Origin of the sequence: Pseudoalteromonas sp. SG43-1 (genome assembly GCF_014164415.1) — a bacterium.
GTDB lineage: Bacteria > Pseudomonadota > Gammaproteobacteria > Enterobacterales > Alteromonadaceae > Pseudoalteromonas > Pseudoalteromonas distincta.
In genome coordinates, this window is sequence record NZ_JACJFD010000001.1 from 284,405 (window position 1) to 300,140 (window position 15,736).

At 38.6% G+C, this 15,736-nt stretch carries 17 protein-coding genes; 14 read left to right on the forward strand and 3 right to left on the reverse strand.

Going from position 1 to position 15,736, the window contains the following annotated elements:
- The 6 genes from H5159_RS01290 (at position 1) to H5159_RS01315 (ending at position 5,762) form a co-directional block, all read left to right on the forward strand.
- On the forward strand, positions 1-558 hold the full coding sequence (locus H5159_RS01290; RefSeq protein ID WP_182779583.1) for a hypothetical protein: 558 nt from the start codon (positions 1-3) through the stop codon (positions 556-558).
- A gap of 3 nt (positions 559-561) precedes the next feature.
- Positions 562-2,883, forward strand: a complete 2,322-nt coding sequence (locus H5159_RS01295; protein ID WP_182779584.1) for a phage tail protein — start codon at positions 562-564, stop codon at positions 2,881-2,883.
- Between the two features lie 4 nt (positions 2,884-2,887).
- Positions 2,888-3,376, forward strand: coding sequence for an adenine glycosylase (locus tag H5159_RS01300; RefSeq protein ID WP_182779585.1), 489 nt, complete (start codon positions 2,888-2,890; stop codon positions 3,374-3,376).
- Positions 3,376-4,065 carry a hypothetical protein gene (locus H5159_RS01305; RefSeq protein ID WP_182779586.1) on the forward strand — a complete coding sequence of 230 codons (690 nt, stop codon included), beginning with the start codon at positions 3,376-3,378 and terminating at the stop codon, positions 4,063-4,065. The genes H5159_RS01300 and H5159_RS01305 overlap by 1 nt, the downstream gene beginning before the upstream one ends.
- Positions 4,066-4,067: 2 nt before the next feature.
- Positions 4,068-4,829, forward strand: coding sequence for a hypothetical protein (locus tag H5159_RS01310; RefSeq protein WP_182779587.1), 762 nt, complete (start codon positions 4,068-4,070; stop codon positions 4,827-4,829).
- A 519-nt stretch (positions 4,830-5,348) separates the two neighbouring features.
- Complete coding sequence (locus H5159_RS01315) at positions 5,349-5,762, forward strand: DUF6173 family protein (RefSeq protein WP_182779588.1); 414 nt, start codon at positions 5,349-5,351, stop codon at positions 5,760-5,762.
- 6 nt (positions 5,763-5,768) lie between these two features.
- On the opposite strand, the gene H5159_RS01320 is transcribed toward H5159_RS01315, so the two are convergent.
- Positions 5,769-6,842 carry a site-specific integrase gene (locus tag H5159_RS01320; RefSeq protein ID WP_182779589.1) on the reverse strand — a complete coding sequence of 358 codons (1,074 nt, stop codon included), beginning with the start codon at positions 6,840-6,842 and terminating at the stop codon, positions 5,769-5,771.
- A 144-nt stretch (positions 6,843-6,986) separates the two neighbouring features.
- On the opposite strand from H5159_RS01320, the gene dusA reads away from it, so the two are divergent.
- The 7 genes from dusA (at position 6,987) to H5159_RS01355 (ending at position 11,960) form a co-directional block, all read left to right on the forward strand.
- The gene (gene dusA / locus H5159_RS01325) at positions 6,987-7,961 is read left to right on the forward strand and encodes a tRNA dihydrouridine(20/20a) synthase DusA (RefSeq protein ID WP_182779626.1); all 975 of its coding nucleotides are present in this window, start codon (positions 6,987-6,989) and stop codon (positions 7,959-7,961) included.
- A 245-nt stretch (positions 7,962-8,206) separates the two neighbouring features.
- Positions 8,207-8,887, forward strand: coding sequence for a PspA/IM30 family protein (locus H5159_RS01330; protein WP_182732820.1), 681 nt, complete (start codon positions 8,207-8,209; stop codon positions 8,885-8,887).
- A gap of 9 nt (positions 8,888-8,896) precedes the next feature.
- Entirely contained in the window at positions 8,897-9,103 is a 207-nt protein-coding gene (locus H5159_RS01335) for a PspC domain-containing protein (RefSeq protein ID WP_002957924.1), read from the forward strand.
- A gap of 172 nt (positions 9,104-9,275) precedes the next feature.
- Positions 9,276-9,602, forward strand: a complete 327-nt coding sequence (locus H5159_RS01340; protein ID WP_002957925.1) for a hypothetical protein — start codon at positions 9,276-9,278, stop codon at positions 9,600-9,602.
- 79 nt (positions 9,603-9,681) lie between these two features.
- A complete protein-coding gene (locus H5159_RS01345) occupies positions 9,682-10,191 on the forward strand; it encodes a copper chaperone PCu(A)C (protein ID WP_409072600.1) in 510 nt (169 codons plus the stop codon).
- A gap of 8 nt (positions 10,192-10,199) precedes the next feature.
- Complete coding sequence (locus H5159_RS01350; RefSeq protein ID WP_182736247.1) at positions 10,200-11,186, forward strand: DUF2333 family protein; 987 nt, start codon at positions 10,200-10,202, stop codon at positions 11,184-11,186.
- A gap of 3 nt (positions 11,187-11,189) precedes the next feature.
- Complete coding sequence (locus H5159_RS01355; protein WP_002957929.1) at positions 11,190-11,960, forward strand: TIGR04219 family outer membrane beta-barrel protein; 771 nt, start codon at positions 11,190-11,192, stop codon at positions 11,958-11,960.
- A 33-nt stretch (positions 11,961-11,993) separates the two neighbouring features.
- Here H5159_RS01355 and H5159_RS01360 read toward each other — a convergent pair whose 3' ends face one another.
- Positions 11,994-12,881 carry a TIGR03899 family protein gene (locus tag H5159_RS01360; RefSeq protein WP_024606363.1) on the reverse strand — a complete coding sequence of 296 codons (888 nt, stop codon included), beginning with the start codon at positions 12,879-12,881 and terminating at the stop codon, positions 11,994-11,996.
- On the reverse strand, positions 12,850-13,431 hold the full coding sequence (locus H5159_RS01365) for an SRPBCC family protein (protein ID WP_024606362.1): 582 nt from the start codon (positions 13,429-13,431) through the stop codon (positions 12,850-12,852). The genes H5159_RS01360 and H5159_RS01365 overlap by 32 nt, the downstream gene beginning before the upstream one ends.
- Positions 13,432-13,542: 111 nt before the next feature.
- On the opposite strand from H5159_RS01365, the gene H5159_RS01370 reads away from it, so the two are divergent.
- Positions 13,543-15,732, forward strand: coding sequence for an EAL domain-containing protein (locus tag H5159_RS01370; protein ID WP_182779591.1), 2,190 nt, complete (start codon positions 13,543-13,545; stop codon positions 15,730-15,732).
- The last annotated feature ends 4 nt before the right edge of the window (positions 15,733-15,736 follow it).

Genomic DNA, 15,736 nt, shown 5'->3' on the forward strand with positions numbered 1-15,736 from the left:
ATGGCGTTTGATTTTAACGTAATTACTAAAATGCCTTATTGGTTGGCTCGCCCAGCCAGTGAGCTGGATAAATTACGCAAAGGCGCTGTTATTTATTGGCACCGTTTAAGTGATTTATTGGCATGGCCTGCAAAGCAGCTTGACCCAATGACAGCCGAAATTGAATTAGTGCACTTATTAGCGTGGGAACGTGACGTAGAGCAAATACCCCAAGAAGACGAAGTAATGTACCGAGTGCGCGTTAAGTTTGCACTGCAATTTGCAAAAGGGGCAGGGAGTACCGAAGGTTGGCTTGCAATGTTTAAAAAGCTCGATATGCCTTATGTAGAAATAGCTGAGCGTTTTTCGGTATCTGACTGGGACGTTATAAATCTAAAACTTACGGATGATGATTTAGGCGAGCGGCAGAACCTTATTAATTACATTGTTAGGCAATACGGGCGTACAGCAAGGCGTTACCAGTATCAAACAGTAGCAGAAATGAATACTTACGGTGGCTTACAGTCATTTGATAACCATAGCGATTACACCGTTGCAAAAATAGATCAGGAGAGTTAAACCATGTCACAAGTAGTTACTAACGCAGGCGAAGCCTTATTTGCCCAAAAAGCGCAGGCAAATGAGCAGTTAGATATTGATACGTTTATTTTTGCTTATGTTCCAGGACAAGATTCGCAAGCACCGGTAGACCGCAACGAAGGTTTACCGCCTACAGCCCAGCAAGTGCATACCCAACCCGTTCAGCAAGTCGGTCGCATTAATAACAACACGGTGGTTTACTCAACCGTATTAAACAGCTTAACAGGCCCGTTTGAATTTAACTGGGTTGGCTTATATTCATCTGTAAATAATACGCTGGTAGCTATTAGCCATGTAAAAAGCGTAAACAAAACAATTACAGAATTAGGCAATGCAGGTAATACGCTAAACCGTAACTTTGCCATTGAGTATTCAGGCATTAGCGATATAACGGGTATTACAGTTGCACCAGAAACATGGCAATTAGATTTTAGTGCGCGTTTAGCTGGCATGGATGAATTAACACAAAACTTAGCAATGGATATGAACGGCCGTGATTGGTTTATAGGTGATGGGTTTAAGGTAGAGCCTACAGAAAATGATGATGAGTTTAGAGTAATTGCAGGCGTTGGTTACGTACACGGTATGCGTGTAGAGCTTGAACAAGACTATGTATTTAGTGTGCAGAGCTACCCGCAAAATGTATATGTTGATGTTTGGTTTGATGGCGATGCAAGCGGTGTATGGAAAACAAACGTAAGTATTATATTGCCTACTGATAATCCTAATAATTATGAGGATGCAGAAGGGAAAAAGCATTATTTAACGCAAATAGCATTTATTGACTCTATTTATGAAGCACTTGATACCCGTTTAAAAAGTAAAATAGAAAAAGATTTAAATACGCTTATTAGTGACGTATTTAGAAATCAAAATAATGAAATAATAGATGTTTTTATAGTATATGGGCAGTCAAACGCGAGAGGGACACCATTAACAACTGATGGAAAAATTGAATATATATCTGATAAAGCGTTTATGTATGATGGGAGTGAGGTAGTAAAGCTATCTACTAAGATGAGAACCCAGAATGATGGTGATTCGATTGGTTCTGCTTGGCCTGCCTTTGCAAATGAGTACATTGCAAAGACAGGTAGAAAATGTGTTATTGCAAATTGTGCAAAGGGATCACAATCCATTAAGGACTTACAAAAAGGTGAGTCGAATACTAACTATAGTGGATTAGTTGATTGGCATAATGAAGTGGTAGCGATGATTTCTAACAACGGAAACATAGTAGGAAATGTGTCAATTCTTTTCAATCAAGGCGAACAAGATCAAAAATTGCAAACAAGTTACAAAGACTATTACAGTTTTTTGCATCAGTTATGGATGGATATTAAAAGTGATACAACGATAACTCAATTATTCATTTGGGAGCTAGGTCTTCATTTAGGATCTTCAATAAGAGGTGCATGGGCTATACAAGCTGCACAGAGGCTGTTTTGTAATGATAATGCTGATGTTTGTATGGCTTACGACAAGTTAGGAGGATTTAATTCATCTAATGGACTAAGTGATAACGCCCATTTAACCCAAATTGGTTATAACAAAATGGGAAGAGAAGGTGCAAAAGCGGTTGCTTCAACTTTATTTGACAATGGTGTAGCTAGTGATGATTCGCCGAATAAAAATGGCACATTAGAATTGTCGAGTTTTCAAAAGTGGCAATATGCAACGGCTACTTTTACTAAAAATAATGGTAGTTGGGACTATAATAATACAACAGGAAGGTCAGGGTCTTTTATTATAGAAATTGATGATGAAAGCGACCTAAATGAACTAAAACTTAAAGTAAGTAGCCCAGTAAAACAATATATACATTATTCGATTACAGCTGAACAACAACAGGCATCTGTGGGTATTTCGCCTTGTATGCGAGTTAATAGTAATACTGATGAAACTTCAAACGATTATGTAGGAGTAAAATTTTTTATAAATAGTCTGCCTATAAGAGTTGATTTAGAGCAGCAAACAATGGATGTAGACTCTTTGGGTAGCTCACTAAATTATGGTGAACTGCTTAACAGTATTACTGCTGATTGGGGCATAGGCTCACTAGATTTAATTACACCTAATCAAAACGGCCTGCCTTATGGCTCTATAAGAGGTGCAGTTGGTAAACATTTACGTGTTAATTCATTAGGAACAACGAGTACGAAAGTTAGGTTAACTGATTTAGCAGATGAACCTATTAATGATTCAATCAATTTAACTTTAAATAATGTAGAGATTCCACTGGCAGATATTCCTAACGGTGTTGAGGTGTCTGTAGGGTTAATATTCTCAACATATAGGGTTTAGGTTTATGCAACTAAACTCATTAGTAATTAATCTTAAATCACTCCGCATTATTGCAAGCCTTGAGCTTGCCAGCGAGGATGCAAGCGGCCAATCATCCAGTACCGACCAAGCTGAAACAGGAACTAAAGCTAAAAAGCTGACGGTGAGTGGTTTATTACCATTCACTAAGGCTGATCATTTAGCTGAGCTGTTTACATTGGCCGAAGCAACTGAAAGTGGTGCGCGTTCTATTTATCGTATAAGTAACCCCACGGCCAGTGCAATGGGTGTTAAGCAAGTGCGCTTTAGTAGCAAGATTGAAGCGGTGGAGCAAGAAACCACACGCCAATGGGCTGTAAGTTTTACGCTGAGCGAATACCGATCAGTACCACAAAAAGTGGAAGAACGTACACCCGATGCAACGGCCAATGTGCAAGGCGGTGATACTGGTGTTCAATATGCAAATATTAGCCAGCATTTAAACGAAAACTTTGCCGCATTGAGAACAGTATAATGGCGACGGCTAACGCGCGTTTTTTATCACGTGCTTATGTCAACGATTCAAAAGTTGATATGAAAGAGCACTGGATAGTACTGCAATCATCAACGCCAGGTACATGCCAAATTACGGTTAATCAAAAGGCTGTTAAATTGGCACCGGTTGCGGTTGATTTAGGCTGGGGTGATATGGTCGACCGTGTATTTAGCGGCTATGTTGAGCGTGTAATGCCAGCAGTAAATGGCTGGTATACATTGTTTTGCCGTGAATGGGCTGCATCGCTTGCTTATAATTTAAGTGTAATGCTGCGCCACCCAACTATGCGTCAGGTACTTGACGAAATTACTCATCAAACAGGTATAGAGTTTGTTATACCAAACGCTGCTTATGTTGATACGGCCATACCGTGTTTTTACTCTGATTGCTCAGGCTATGCCATTTTAAATAACATAGGCCGCGCATTTAAGATTGATGATTTTGTATGGTATCAGCAGGGCAACGGTAAAGTTTACGTGGGCAGTTATGCTGATTCGTTTTGGTCTGATAAACCAATTTCTATAGCGAACGGCCTAATGACAGATCATCAAGCAGGTAAAGCTGCCACTATGCCAGCCGCCCCAATGATACGCCCAAACGTAACCGCTAATGACGAACGTATAACAGCGGTTGAGTTTAAAGGCACTAACATGCAGATAAGTTGGTGAATATGGATAAATCAATTCAAAGAATAGTGCGCCGGTTGTTTCCAGAACTAACCGGACAATTACATTTACCGCGCTGGGGTAGAGTAGTTGCATTGCCTGAACTACCAACTGATGATGGCGAACGCGGTAGCGATGCATTCTACCCACGCTATGCTGTTAATGTTCAGCTTATTGACGAAAACGGAACAGACACCAAATCAAAGCCACTTCAAGCCGTGCCGTTACCATTACCAGGTGCGGGTGATAAAGCAGGTCGATTAGAACCGCCGGCTATTAATTCTATTGTAGAAATTGGCTTTGCCTATGGCCGAGCTGATAAACCGTTCATTAGAACAGTATTACCTTTTGGCTGGGACTTACCTGCTATTAAAGAAGGTGAAACCCGTACCCAAGTACGTGAAGGGGTTTATCAACACATTGATGACGCTGGTAACTTTGAAAACAAAACCGACGAATCATTAAAAGACATCATCGGCAAATTAGCCGACCTACAATGTGAAACCCGCAAAGTAATAGCAACTAAAGAGCAAGACCACCGTAGCCCAAAAACATGGTTAGGCAGTGAAGGCGAAAACGTACTTAAGTTATTATCAGAACTAATGGCAACAGTCAGTGCCTTGGCTAACACATGCGCAAGCCACACACACCCGGGCGTCGCTGCAGGAACCGCAAAAACCCAAGTACCAGAACAAGCCGGAGACTTTAGCGGTCAAGCATCACAAGCCGACAGCCAAAAAGGCAGGCTCGACCCAATAACAAAATAACGCACAAGCCCTACAATCAAACCCAGCCACTCGCTGGGTTTTTTATTGCCCGCCATTCACTGCAGTAAAGTTATCACCGTCTATGTTGGGCAGTGTAGTTTCAGCCACGGAAAACAACCCCACACAGAATGTATGCCACGAAATCCGCACTCTTCCTCACCCTCCTGCGCGCTCTTTATCGTTATTTTATTACAGTTTTAAAGTACTTCATTTAAAGCGCCAGCCAGCGCCCTATATAAGGTTCTTAGCAGATCAAAGATCTGAAAAGATCGTGATTAATTTCACTGTTTTACAGTTTAACCGCCTGTAATTCATAATAAATAAAACAAAATAGAATTGCCAAACAATAACTTAGCTCGTTTACGTGAGGTTTTGAGGATCAATAGTTTTTTTTGGGTTAACTAAAAAGTTACTTTAAAACATGAGCTTAATAATGACTTAAACTGAAAAGTAGTAAATTTGTTTTTGGATGTAAAATAAGCTATTTTTAAAAAATGGAATAAATAAATAGAGAAAAAAATGGACCCATTTAATTCGTTACCAACAAGAAGTATGTCAGATATGGCTGAACTTCTATCACCTCCAGGCTTACCTGAGATAAAAAACCAAAATTCAGCTTCTGAGTTTCATGATAGATTGATTGCATGGATTAATGATTTTCATCGTGGTTTAGATGATGAACATGAAGCTGGTGCACAGCTAGTTAACTTTGGACAATCTATTACATTTCATATTGAAGATATAGGGTATTGGAACCCATCATTAATTTCATTCATTGGAAAAAATGAGAATGGAGAAACTATTAAGCTTGTACAACATGTGTCACAAATAAGTGTTTTATTGATAGGACTAAAAAGAACTAATTTAGAGCAACCTAAAAGACCAATAGGCTTTGCTAGTTGGGAAGAATACGACACAGAAATGAAAGATTAATTTGAATTAGTCTCTAAACTTCTCATGCAATTTATGCGGGAATAATTGCGTATAAACTTGCCACAAAATATTTAAATTACGGTGGCCTGTAACTTGGGCCACTTCTTCAATTGAATAACCTTTTTCAAATAATCGGCTAGCGCCTTCGCGGCGTAAATCGTGATAGCGCAAATCTTCAATACCTAACGAATTACGCACCCGCTGAAAACCAGCAGTAACCGATCGTGAGTTATAAGGAAATATCAAAGCATCATTTCTAGGCTGCTTAATTGCAATATCAAATGAGCCAGCTAGCAAAGGCACAATCATATGATTACCTTCTTTCTTGCGCGGGTCCTTTCTATCGCGGACTAAAATAGTTTTGTGAGCTTCGTTTAAATCTTCCCAGCGCAGTTTGCAAACTTCACCAATACGCATGCAGGTTAAAATACTAAAATCTAAAATATCTAAAAAAGGAATGCGCACTTTACCGTTTGGCCTGTAGTCCATGCGTTCCTTTAAGCCTTCACGCAATTTATCTAATTCATTATCGGTAGGGCGGCGTGTTCGCTTTTGGCTTTTGCCAACTAACCCCATTTCGATTAGCACCGGTACTGCGTCTTCAAATATTTTATGGTTAGCATCAATATTCCATACTGGCCCAGCCTTTTTCATAACACTGCGCAAATATGCAATATCATGATAAATAGTCGCAGGCCCTGCACCAGCGCTACGCCTATTTTTACAATGTTCAATTAAATCACTAGTGCGTAACTCATTTGATAAAACCGATGCTATGTCGCAATCAATCAGCATCTTAATAACAAATTGTTTAGTACGGCCTGTAGCATTCCATAAATCATGGTTTTCATAATACATATTCATCAGGGTGCCTAGGGTGACCACTTGCTTTGTTTCAGTCACCCTCGATTGCTCAATATCGTTAACTTGTTTCTTGCCCCAGCTCTCAGCCAACACTCTTTTACTGAATGTTTTACTTTCATTGTGTATAATCTTGCCCTTAGATTTCTCGCGTACTACGCACTTATAGCGGTAGTCGCCTGAAGCAAGACGGCGTTTTTCGATATTATATGAAGCCATGATTTAACCCTAAGTTATTGAACAGTCCAACCCCATGAGGGTGACTATAGGGTGACTGTATATCGAAACTCGCGGCGATTCAAGGCAATTCAAGGCAATTCAGACTATATGAATAACACACTAAATATGGGCTCTAGCCCAGTAATGGCAAGTAATACAGGGTTTAGACGGTTTAGCGTGGCACCTATGCTTGATTGGACTGATCGCCATTGTCGTACTTTTCATCGCAAAATGACTAAACATACTGTGCTTTATACTGAAATGATAACCACAGGGGCTATTTTATTTGGTCGAGGCGACTACTTACATTTTAATAAACACGAAGGCCCAGTTGCGCTGCAACTTGGTGGCTCTGATCCTAAAGCGCTTGCGCAATGTGCAAAACTTGCAGGTGAGCGTGGTTATGACGAAATAAATTTAAATGTAGGTTGCCCGTCAGACAGAGTTCAAAATGGCCGATTTGGCGCATGTTTAATGGCTGAACCTCAATTAGTTGCTGAGTGCGTAGCAGCAATGAAAAACGAAGTAAGCATTCCTGTTACCGTTAAAACGCGTATTGGTATTGATGAGCAAGATTCGTATGAGTTTTTATGTGCGCTTATTGAAGCGTCTCATAAAGTAGGGTGTGATGATTTTATTATTCATGCTCGTAAAGCATGGCTTAATGGTTTAAGCCCGAAAGAAAATCGTGAAGTTCCACCGCTTGATTATCCACGTGTTTATCAACTTAAAAAAGATTATCCGCAGCTAGACTTAAGCCTAAATGGCGGTGTTAAAACAATTGAGCAGAGCCTAGAACATTTGCAACATATTGATGGTGTAATGATTGGGCGTGAGGCTTACAGCAACCCATTTATGCTCAATGACGTTGATGAGAAAATTTATGGTGATGCTGCAAACACGCAGTCACGCCACGACGTAGTGCGTTCAATGTATGACTACATTGAAGAAGAAATGCGTTTGGGTGCTAATTTTTGGCATATTGCACGTCACATGCTCGGTATTTTTCAGGGGCAGCCTGGTGCGCGAGGTTTTAGACGCCACCTTTCTGAAAGTGGTCACGGTAAGCAAGCTGATTTATCGGTAATGGATAAAGCATTAAGCTTTGTACCAGAATAAAAGCTAAGCTTTAAAAATTCTAAATTTTAGCCACTTTCGAGTGGCTTTTTTGATCCTAAAAATTAGTCAAAATCATAATTTATTGGCCAATTACACTCTATGTTGTTCAGCTTAAAGTCACTAAAATTTAGAGTGATTATTGTTTATCATTATGATTTTAAATGTTTTATTTTTGTTTTGATGGACTTGGCACAACTCTTGGAATCTTCTTGTTGAAATTAATTAAAAATCAACAGGAGAATACCATGGGAATCTTTAACCGCGTAAATGATGTAATTCAATCAAACATTGTCGCCATGCTTGATAAAGCAGAAGATCCAGAAAAACTTTTAAACCTAATGCTTACCGAGATGCAAGATGCATTGAATGAGTGTCGTAGTACAGCAGCCGCTTTATTGTGTGAAGAGAAAGTAATTAATCGCCAAATTGATACTAAAAAAACAGAATTAGCAGCTTGGCAAATAAAAGCAGAACGTGCGGTTGAGAAGGGCAGTGATGACCTTGCTAAATCAGCTTTACTTGAGAAGCAACGCGTTAACGAAAGCATTGAAAATAAGCAAACTCAACTAGAAACATTGCAAGAGTCTATTGCAAAAATTAAGTCTGATTGTGAACGCTTGCAGCAAAAAATGGCTATGGCTAAAACTAAGCAAGCTCAGTTAATGCAACGCCATAATGTTGCTATTGCTAGAGGGCGAATCAGTACGCAACTACAAAGCGATAAAGTAGCTCATGCGTTGTCTCGTTTTGAACAAATAGAGCAGCGTGTTGAAGGTATTGAAGCTCAAGTAGAGGCTTATGAGCTGACTGATACAGCAAGTTCTACCAGTGCCCAAATTGAGTCGTTAGTTAAAAATGAAAAAGTTGATGCTGAGTTGGCTCGCTTAAAGGCGAACTTAAATACTAATTTAAAACACACTGCTTAGGAGATTGCTATGAACAGCTTTAATCGTCAACAAGGTTGGTATAAAGATACTCTGAATAAAAAAATATCTGGTGTTTGTAGTGGTTTAGCCCATAGATTGGACTTTCCGGTTTGGGCAACACGCGTAGTTACTATTTTGTTGTTTTTGAGTTTTCCGTTTGCAGTTGCACTTGGCTATTTTATAGCGCATTGCTGCCTTGAAAATAAAGAGTATTAATACCAACAGGCATAAATATTTGAACAATTTAACGAATTAAATCACCCTATAACGTTGTTAAAAATTTTAATTTAGAACAGCTAGGTATAAAAATTTTTGCCTAGTTATAGCGCAATTTTCTTATCGTTAAATAGACCTCATGTATAAGCCGGTTGGTATAAGGAGAATTACTATGAAAGCTTTGGCAGTATGTGTAATTATCTATTTATTACTGTTTACTGATTTAATAACGTTTGTGCAGATTGATTCTTGGCAGTTGCCGTTATGGATTGCTGACATTAGTTGGGCTGGGCTCGAGCTTGTAGGTGCTTTGGCCGCAATTATTGCTGTAGTTGCGGTAGTGGCTTTAATTACTATGGGATTAGTTGGTGCTGGTGTAGTGGCATTAGCAGGGACTGTTTTAGCGCTTTTATTCGGATCTATAATGATTGCATGGCCGTTACTATTTGTTGCAGTGTTGTGTTGGCTTGTTGCCGATAACAAAAAAGTAGCCTCTTAATCCTTAATTTGACTGACTATTATAGGTTAACTATGTTAAATTTAGCCTGTAATTTAAAGTTTTCATAAGGATAAGAATGATGACGAAACTATGTTTTTCGATGGCTTCTGCATTAATATTTAGTTTTTTTTCGTCATCGTTGGCGGCGCACTCAGGGCACGATCATGGTTCTGATGTGGCTGTGCTCGAAGTAACTAACGCGCAAGTTAGAGAGTTTTTACCTGGCAGTACTTCAACTGTAGGTTATTTAACCCTTATTAATCACAGTGGAGCCGCAGCAACTTTAACTAAGGCAACTATTGATGGCTTAGGGCGTGTTGAAATACACGAACATTCACATGTAGACGGCATGATGAAAATGCTACAAGTTGAATCGGTTGAAATTAAGGCGCACGAAAGTGTCAGCTTTCAGCCTGGCGGTTATCATTTAATGGTATTTGAACCACAAGAGCCATTAAAAGTAGGACAAGAACGTAAACTCACACTATATTTTAGTGACGGTAATCGCTTATTTACTAATGCTCAAGTCGTGTCGCTTGAAGCGCAAGCTAAGCAGTCAAAACCATCTACTCAACACGCTCATCATTAGGAGTACACATGTCGCAACATAAAGGAAAAATAGCAGGAATAATTGTTTTACTGCTTATCATTTTTTACGCAATTGCTGTTTATTGGAGCACAGAACCTTCACGTTTTGACGTTGTTGCAAACGCGAAAGAGCAAGCGCACCTTCGTAATGAAAAAATAGTAACGGGTTATGTAACTACTTCTACATTAATTACGGTAGCCAATACCTTACTAGATAAACCGGGTGGCTACTTATCAAATGATGTAATACCACCAAGTATTATTATGGATGATATGCCAGCGTGGGAATATGGCGCACTAGAAATGGTACGTGATTTATCGCTTTCTATGCGAAAAGATTTTAGCCGTTCTCAATCACAATCAACGGAACATGAAGCCCTTAAAAAGGCGCAGCCGCAGTTTAATATAAGCTCTGAGGCATGGGCATGGCCAAGTGCCGAAGGTGAGTACCAAAAAGGTATTGACTACTTAATGGTATATCGTGGACAAATTGCTAATGAGCATGAGCGCGATAGCCAATTTTACGCACGAGCAGATAACTTACGTAGTTGGCTTAAAGAAGCTGAAAAACGTTTAGGTAGCTTAAGCCAACGTTTAAGTGCCAGTGTAGGCCAAGAAAAAGTAAACACCGATTTAGCGGGTAATTCATCTAATAAACAAGCAACTCTTGCGCCACTGCAGCAGCAAGTAAGAACACCATGGTTAGAAATTGACGATGTGTTTTACGAGTCGCGCGGTGCTACTTGGGCGTTACTGCATTTTTTACAAGCGATAGAGTATGACTTTAATGACGTGCTTGAAAAGAAAAATGCACGTGTAAGCTTACAACAAATCATACGTGAACTTGAGGCGACTCAAGAAACAGTATGGAGCCCACTTATTTTAAACGGCAATGGTTTTGGCTATGTGGCAAACCATTCTTTAGTTATGGCAAATTATATTTCTAGAGCCAATGCGGCTTTAATCGAACTCAGCGAACTACTAGCTCAAGGATAAAAAATGAAAAAGTATTGTTTAGCAGCAGCCCTTTCAATGGCATGTTTAGCACCAGCAGCGCAAGCTGACACTCTACTAGGTTTATACGTAGGTGTTGATGGGTGGAAGTCAGATAACGATGGTCAATTTTCTTATAAAAATAATGCATCTCAAGATTTTAATTTTGAAGATGAGACTTTTGTAAGTTACTACGCGGCACTTGAGCACCCTGTACCATTAGTTCCAAATATTAAATTAAAGTATACCGAGCTTGAGTTAAATGGTTCTGCGCTACTTACAGATACATTTAGCTTTAATGGCTCTGATTATGTTGTAGGCTCTACGGTAAATACGGTAAGTGATTTAACACACATCGATTACATTTTTTATTATGAGATTTTTGATAACGATTTAATCTCAATTGACTTAGGTTTAAATGCTAAGCAGTTTGATGGTGATATTGTTGTAAATGGTACTACTCAAAATGGTGGTACTAACTTTACCGAAACAAAAGATTTCTCTGGTTTTGTTCCTCTTGCATATGGCCGTGCCGAAGCCGGCTTACCATTTACTGGTTTAAGTGTATTTTTTGAAGGTAGCTTTTTGGCTATTGACGATAGCAAAGTACAAGATTACCAAGTAGGCGTAGCGTGGGAACTTATTGATAACCTAGCAGTAGATGTTGCTGTTAAAGCAGGTTACCGCTCTATGGTATTAGAACTTGATGATGTAGATGATATTACGACTGATATTGATGCATCTGGCCCATTTGCGGGTATTCAGGTTCACTTTTAATTAGTATTTTCTAATTAAACAAAGCGTGGCATATTATTTTATTGCGTGCCACGCTAAATCAAACTCTCCCTCCAGCGCATTATTAATTAACTGCTTATAAATTTTATTTACAGGAAAATTAATGAGTTTAGATAACTCATCACCTGTTTGCGTGAATTTATAATAGCTCAATACCAAATCACTACTTTTTGCTTTTAACGTTACTTTTTGCGATAAAAATGAAAGGGTAAGTTCTTGCCCCGCTTTAAGCACTGCAGATTCAATTTCTTTTCTATACAGTAAATTAAGATCCATGAGCGTTAAAATATCAGGAAAGCTAATACCCGTTTTTCCTAAATTTAAAGATACTTTATTGCCTTTTCGTAGCAAATCAAACAATGACGGTTTTTTGTAAAAGCCGAGTAATATAAAGTGGCTGTCGTCTTTTTCGTTATAGCCTGAGAGCGACACACATTTTTGTAAAGAGTCAGCTTCTCGCTGTGTCATATGCTTTAATGTTTGCAGACTTTTAATTGAAAACGTACCAGGGTTGAGTGTTTCTCCCGTTAAAATTTTGGCCCATAAAGTTTGCATTGACGCATTTGAAGTATCCTCGCACAGTGCGATAAAATGCTCTACCCAGTCAGCATCGGGTTGTTTAGTACTTGCTACATCGGGGCAAAACCCCATAGCCATTGCTAAAATTGACTCTATATTTTGTTGTTGTTTTATTAGTAATAAATCTTGGCGCTTTTGGGCACGAGCTAAAACAGAGTTTTCACTGTTGATATGATAAAGCGGCTTAACTTGGCCTTTAATATCGTAATTTTGTTCGGGGGTAGGCAGTACTCCGTTACTGCCTATTTTTGTTATAGGGTAACCAAGTAAGGATTCGATAATGTTAGCAAGGTTAATTCTCGCTTGTGCTGTCTTGACTGTCATGGCTGTGCATTGTCCTTTGTGAATGACTAAGCTGAGCAACAGTTTTAAGGTTATTTAACCCCATTGAAACTGTATTACGGAGCACATATTCGCTCAAAATTGCGGTGTAACCCGATATTAAAGGGGCGGTTGTTTGTCCGTTAATCTTACATATTAAAGTGACGATACCGTTTTGCTCACTAAAATTAAAAGTCCCCCTAATAATATGCTCAGCATTTAAAAGTATATTAAAGCTGACCTTATTTTGATTCACCGAAGTTATGATCATTTCACCATACCCCCATTTTCCTTTCCAAGACTGATGAGCCCCTAGGCCAGAGCTAGGTTCGCCCAAGGTAAAACGTATACTTGGGTCTACTTTTTCCCATGGAGACCATTTTTGCCATTGATTAAAGTCAGTAATAAGCGGTTTTACTGCGTCAATATTTGCATTGATTTCTATTGTTTTATTTACACTATAACTTTGAGGAAGTATTAGCCCTACCAGTACTAATACCAATAGCAATAACAGTACGCCTTTGATCAATATTTTTAATGGTTTAATAAGCACACCTTTTATTAGTTTTTTGAGTTGAAATACAACAACTTTTTATTAATCGACTATAGTATGAATTAGATTATAAACCAAAAATAATTTATAAATTGCTACCTAGGAGAGCGAATGTCGTCAGATCAAAACGATTTTTTATTTTTTGAACAAGACTATGAAGATGACGCAGTAATTGAGCCGACTAAGTTTTGGGATATTTTAATTGTTGATGACGAACCTGAGATCCACTCTGTAACAAAGTTAGCTTTGTCTGGGGTTGAGTTTTTGGGGGCAGGCTTGCGATTTCATGATGCCTATTCGGGAGCTGAAGCAATAGAGATTTTAGCTGAAAATAACGATATTTCAGTTATTTTTTTAGACGTTATTATGGAAACTGACGATGCTGGCTTGCAGGTTGTAAAAAGGGTGCGTGACGAATTAAATAATCAACATGTGAGAATTATTTTAAGAACAGGGCAAGCTGGTAATATACCAGAAGAAAAAGTAATACGTGAATACGATATAAATGATTATAAAACTAAAACAGAACTCACTCGCTCTAAATTAGTAACATCGCTCATAACCGCTATTCGCTCTTACGAGCAGGTATGCCAGCTTGAATATCAAAGTGATGCAATGAACACGATTGTTTCTGCATCAAAGTCTATTTTAGGGCTTACTGATATTAAGCAACTATGCAAAGAAATCATCAAGCACATGAGTATTATTTTAAAGTGTTCACCTCGAGGGCTTGTGTGCAGCAAATTAGACGGCGATGACTTTATTCAAGTATTAGGTGGTTGTGGGCATTACGAAGACTACTTTGGTGAAAAATTAATTAATGTTGATAGCAAAGTATTTAAACAAGTTGAGTTGTGTTTTGATTTATTAAAGCATCAACATACAGACTCAAGTGCAACATTTGTATTAAAAAGTAAGCATAGAAAAGCGGCTTTATATATAGAATGTGACCATGTTCCTTTGCAAGCACAATTGCAGTTTGCTGAAATCTTCTTAACAAATGTGAGTGTTGCCCTGGATAATATAAGGCTGTTTGTAAAGTTAAGAGATGCAGCTTATAAAGATGTGCTTACAGGTATTTCAAATCGTACCAATTTTATTGAACGGGTAGAGCGTTATCAAAAGCCGCACGTGAATGATTATGTATTTGTACTACTTGATATAGTTAATTTTGCAGATATTAATAATGGCTTAGGGCAAGAGGTCGGCAATAAAGTATTAATTGGCATTGTGCAAAGGTTAAAAGAAAACTACCCAACAGCTAAGTTACTATCTCGTATTGGTGCTGATGTTTTTGGTTTTATTATTCGCCGTGATGAACTCGACTTAAAAAAATTGAATGAGCAGTTAGGTGTTCCATTTTGCGCAGAAGAGCATACATTGCCTATCGATTTTAGATTGGGTTTATGCCAACAGCAAGACTTTCAAAGTAGCGGGATTGATACACTTAAAGTTGCTTATATTGCACTTAATCAAGCTAAAAAAACAAAACACAAAGAGGGAATTTATTACAGTGTAGACATGCAAGATAAAATGGCTTGGCGCATAGGAATTATTAGGCAATTACGCCATGATTTTGCTCGAAACAAGTTAGAGGTATGGTACCAACCTCAACTTTCATTAGGAGACTTGTCTTTAATTGGGTGTGAGGCATTACTTAGGTGGCCCACCGGTAATGGAGCGTATATATCGCCAGCGGTATTTGTTCCACTTGCAGAAGATGCGGGCTTGATTGTTGATATAGGGCAGTGGGTTTTAGAGCAAGCTTGCCAACAACAAAAGCGCCTAGAAAATATGGGTACCGAAATTTGTATTGCGGTTAATGTGTCTGTTCCGCAGTTTAAAGTAAAAGGCTATGCTCAAAACGTTAAAAATACATTATTAAAATATGGCGTTAAGCCAAAAAACATAGAATTAGAAGTCACTGAAAGCGTAGTAATGGATGAACTCGAAACTGTTATTAATACACTTAGAGAGCTTCAAGAGCTAGGGATGGAAGTTGCTATTGATGACTTTGGGACTGGCTTTTCATCGCTTAGTTATATACAAAGTTTACCCTTGGATAGATTGAAAATAGATCGTGCATTTATTAAGGATCTGCCAAATGATGACACTGGCGCTATTGCTGCCTTAGTTATTTCTCTTGGTGCTAAGTTGGGTTTAAAAACGATTGCTGAAGGCGTTGAAACACAAGAACAAGCTCAGTTCTTAAAAAACTTAGGCTGTGATGAGGTACAAGGTTTTATGTATGCTAAACCAATGCCTGAGCATGAATTGATAGAATTTATAAATAAACGCTAAAAAA

Bases quoted from the DNA above. Each gene is read 5' to 3' on its own strand.
- H5159_RS01335 (WP_002957924.1), top strand. From the start codon at position 8,897: ATGAACAGCTTTAATCGTCAACAAGGTTGGTATAAAGATACTCTGAAT.
- H5159_RS01340 (WP_002957925.1), top strand. From the start codon at position 9,276: ATGAAAGCTTTGGCAGTATGTGTAATTATCTATTTATTACTGTTTACT.
- H5159_RS01360 (WP_024606363.1), bottom strand. From the start codon at position 12,881: ATGACAGTCAAGACAGCACAAGCGAGAATTAACCTTGCTAACATTATC.
- H5159_RS01295 (WP_182779584.1), top strand. From the start codon at position 562: ATGTCACAAGTAGTTACTAACGCAGGCGAAGCCTTATTTGCCCAAAAA.
- H5159_RS01310 (WP_182779587.1), top strand. From the start codon at position 4,068: ATGGATAAATCAATTCAAAGAATAGTGCGCCGGTTGTTTCCAGAACTA.
- H5159_RS01305 (WP_182779586.1), top strand. From the start codon at position 3,376: ATGGCGACGGCTAACGCGCGTTTTTTATCACGTGCTTATGTCAACGAT.
- H5159_RS01355 (WP_002957929.1), top strand. From the start codon at position 11,190: ATGAAAAAGTATTGTTTAGCAGCAGCCCTTTCAATGGCATGTTTAGCA.
- H5159_RS01345 (WP_409072600.1), top strand. From the start codon at position 9,682: ATGACGAAACTATGTTTTTCGATGGCTTCTGCATTAATATTTAGTTTT.
- H5159_RS01320 (WP_182779589.1), bottom strand. From the start codon at position 6,842: ATGGCTTCATATAATATCGAAAAACGCCGTCTTGCTTCAGGCGACTAC.
- H5159_RS01330 (WP_182732820.1), top strand. From the start codon at position 8,207: ATGGGAATCTTTAACCGCGTAAATGATGTAATTCAATCAAACATTGTC.
- H5159_RS01370 (WP_182779591.1), top strand. From the start codon at position 13,543: ATGTCGTCAGATCAAAACGATTTTTTATTTTTTGAACAAGACTATGAA.
- H5159_RS01350 (WP_182736247.1), top strand. From the start codon at position 10,200: ATGTCGCAACATAAAGGAAAAATAGCAGGAATAATTGTTTTACTGCTT.
- H5159_RS01315 (WP_182779588.1), top strand. From the start codon at position 5,349: ATGGACCCATTTAATTCGTTACCAACAAGAAGTATGTCAGATATGGCT.
- H5159_RS01290 (WP_182779583.1), top strand. From the start codon at position 1: ATGGCGTTTGATTTTAACGTAATTACTAAAATGCCTTATTGGTTGGCT.
- H5159_RS01300 (WP_182779585.1), top strand. From the start codon at position 2,888: ATGCAACTAAACTCATTAGTAATTAATCTTAAATCACTCCGCATTATT.
- dusA (WP_182779626.1), top strand. From the start codon at position 6,987: ATGGCAAGTAATACAGGGTTTAGACGGTTTAGCGTGGCACCTATGCTT.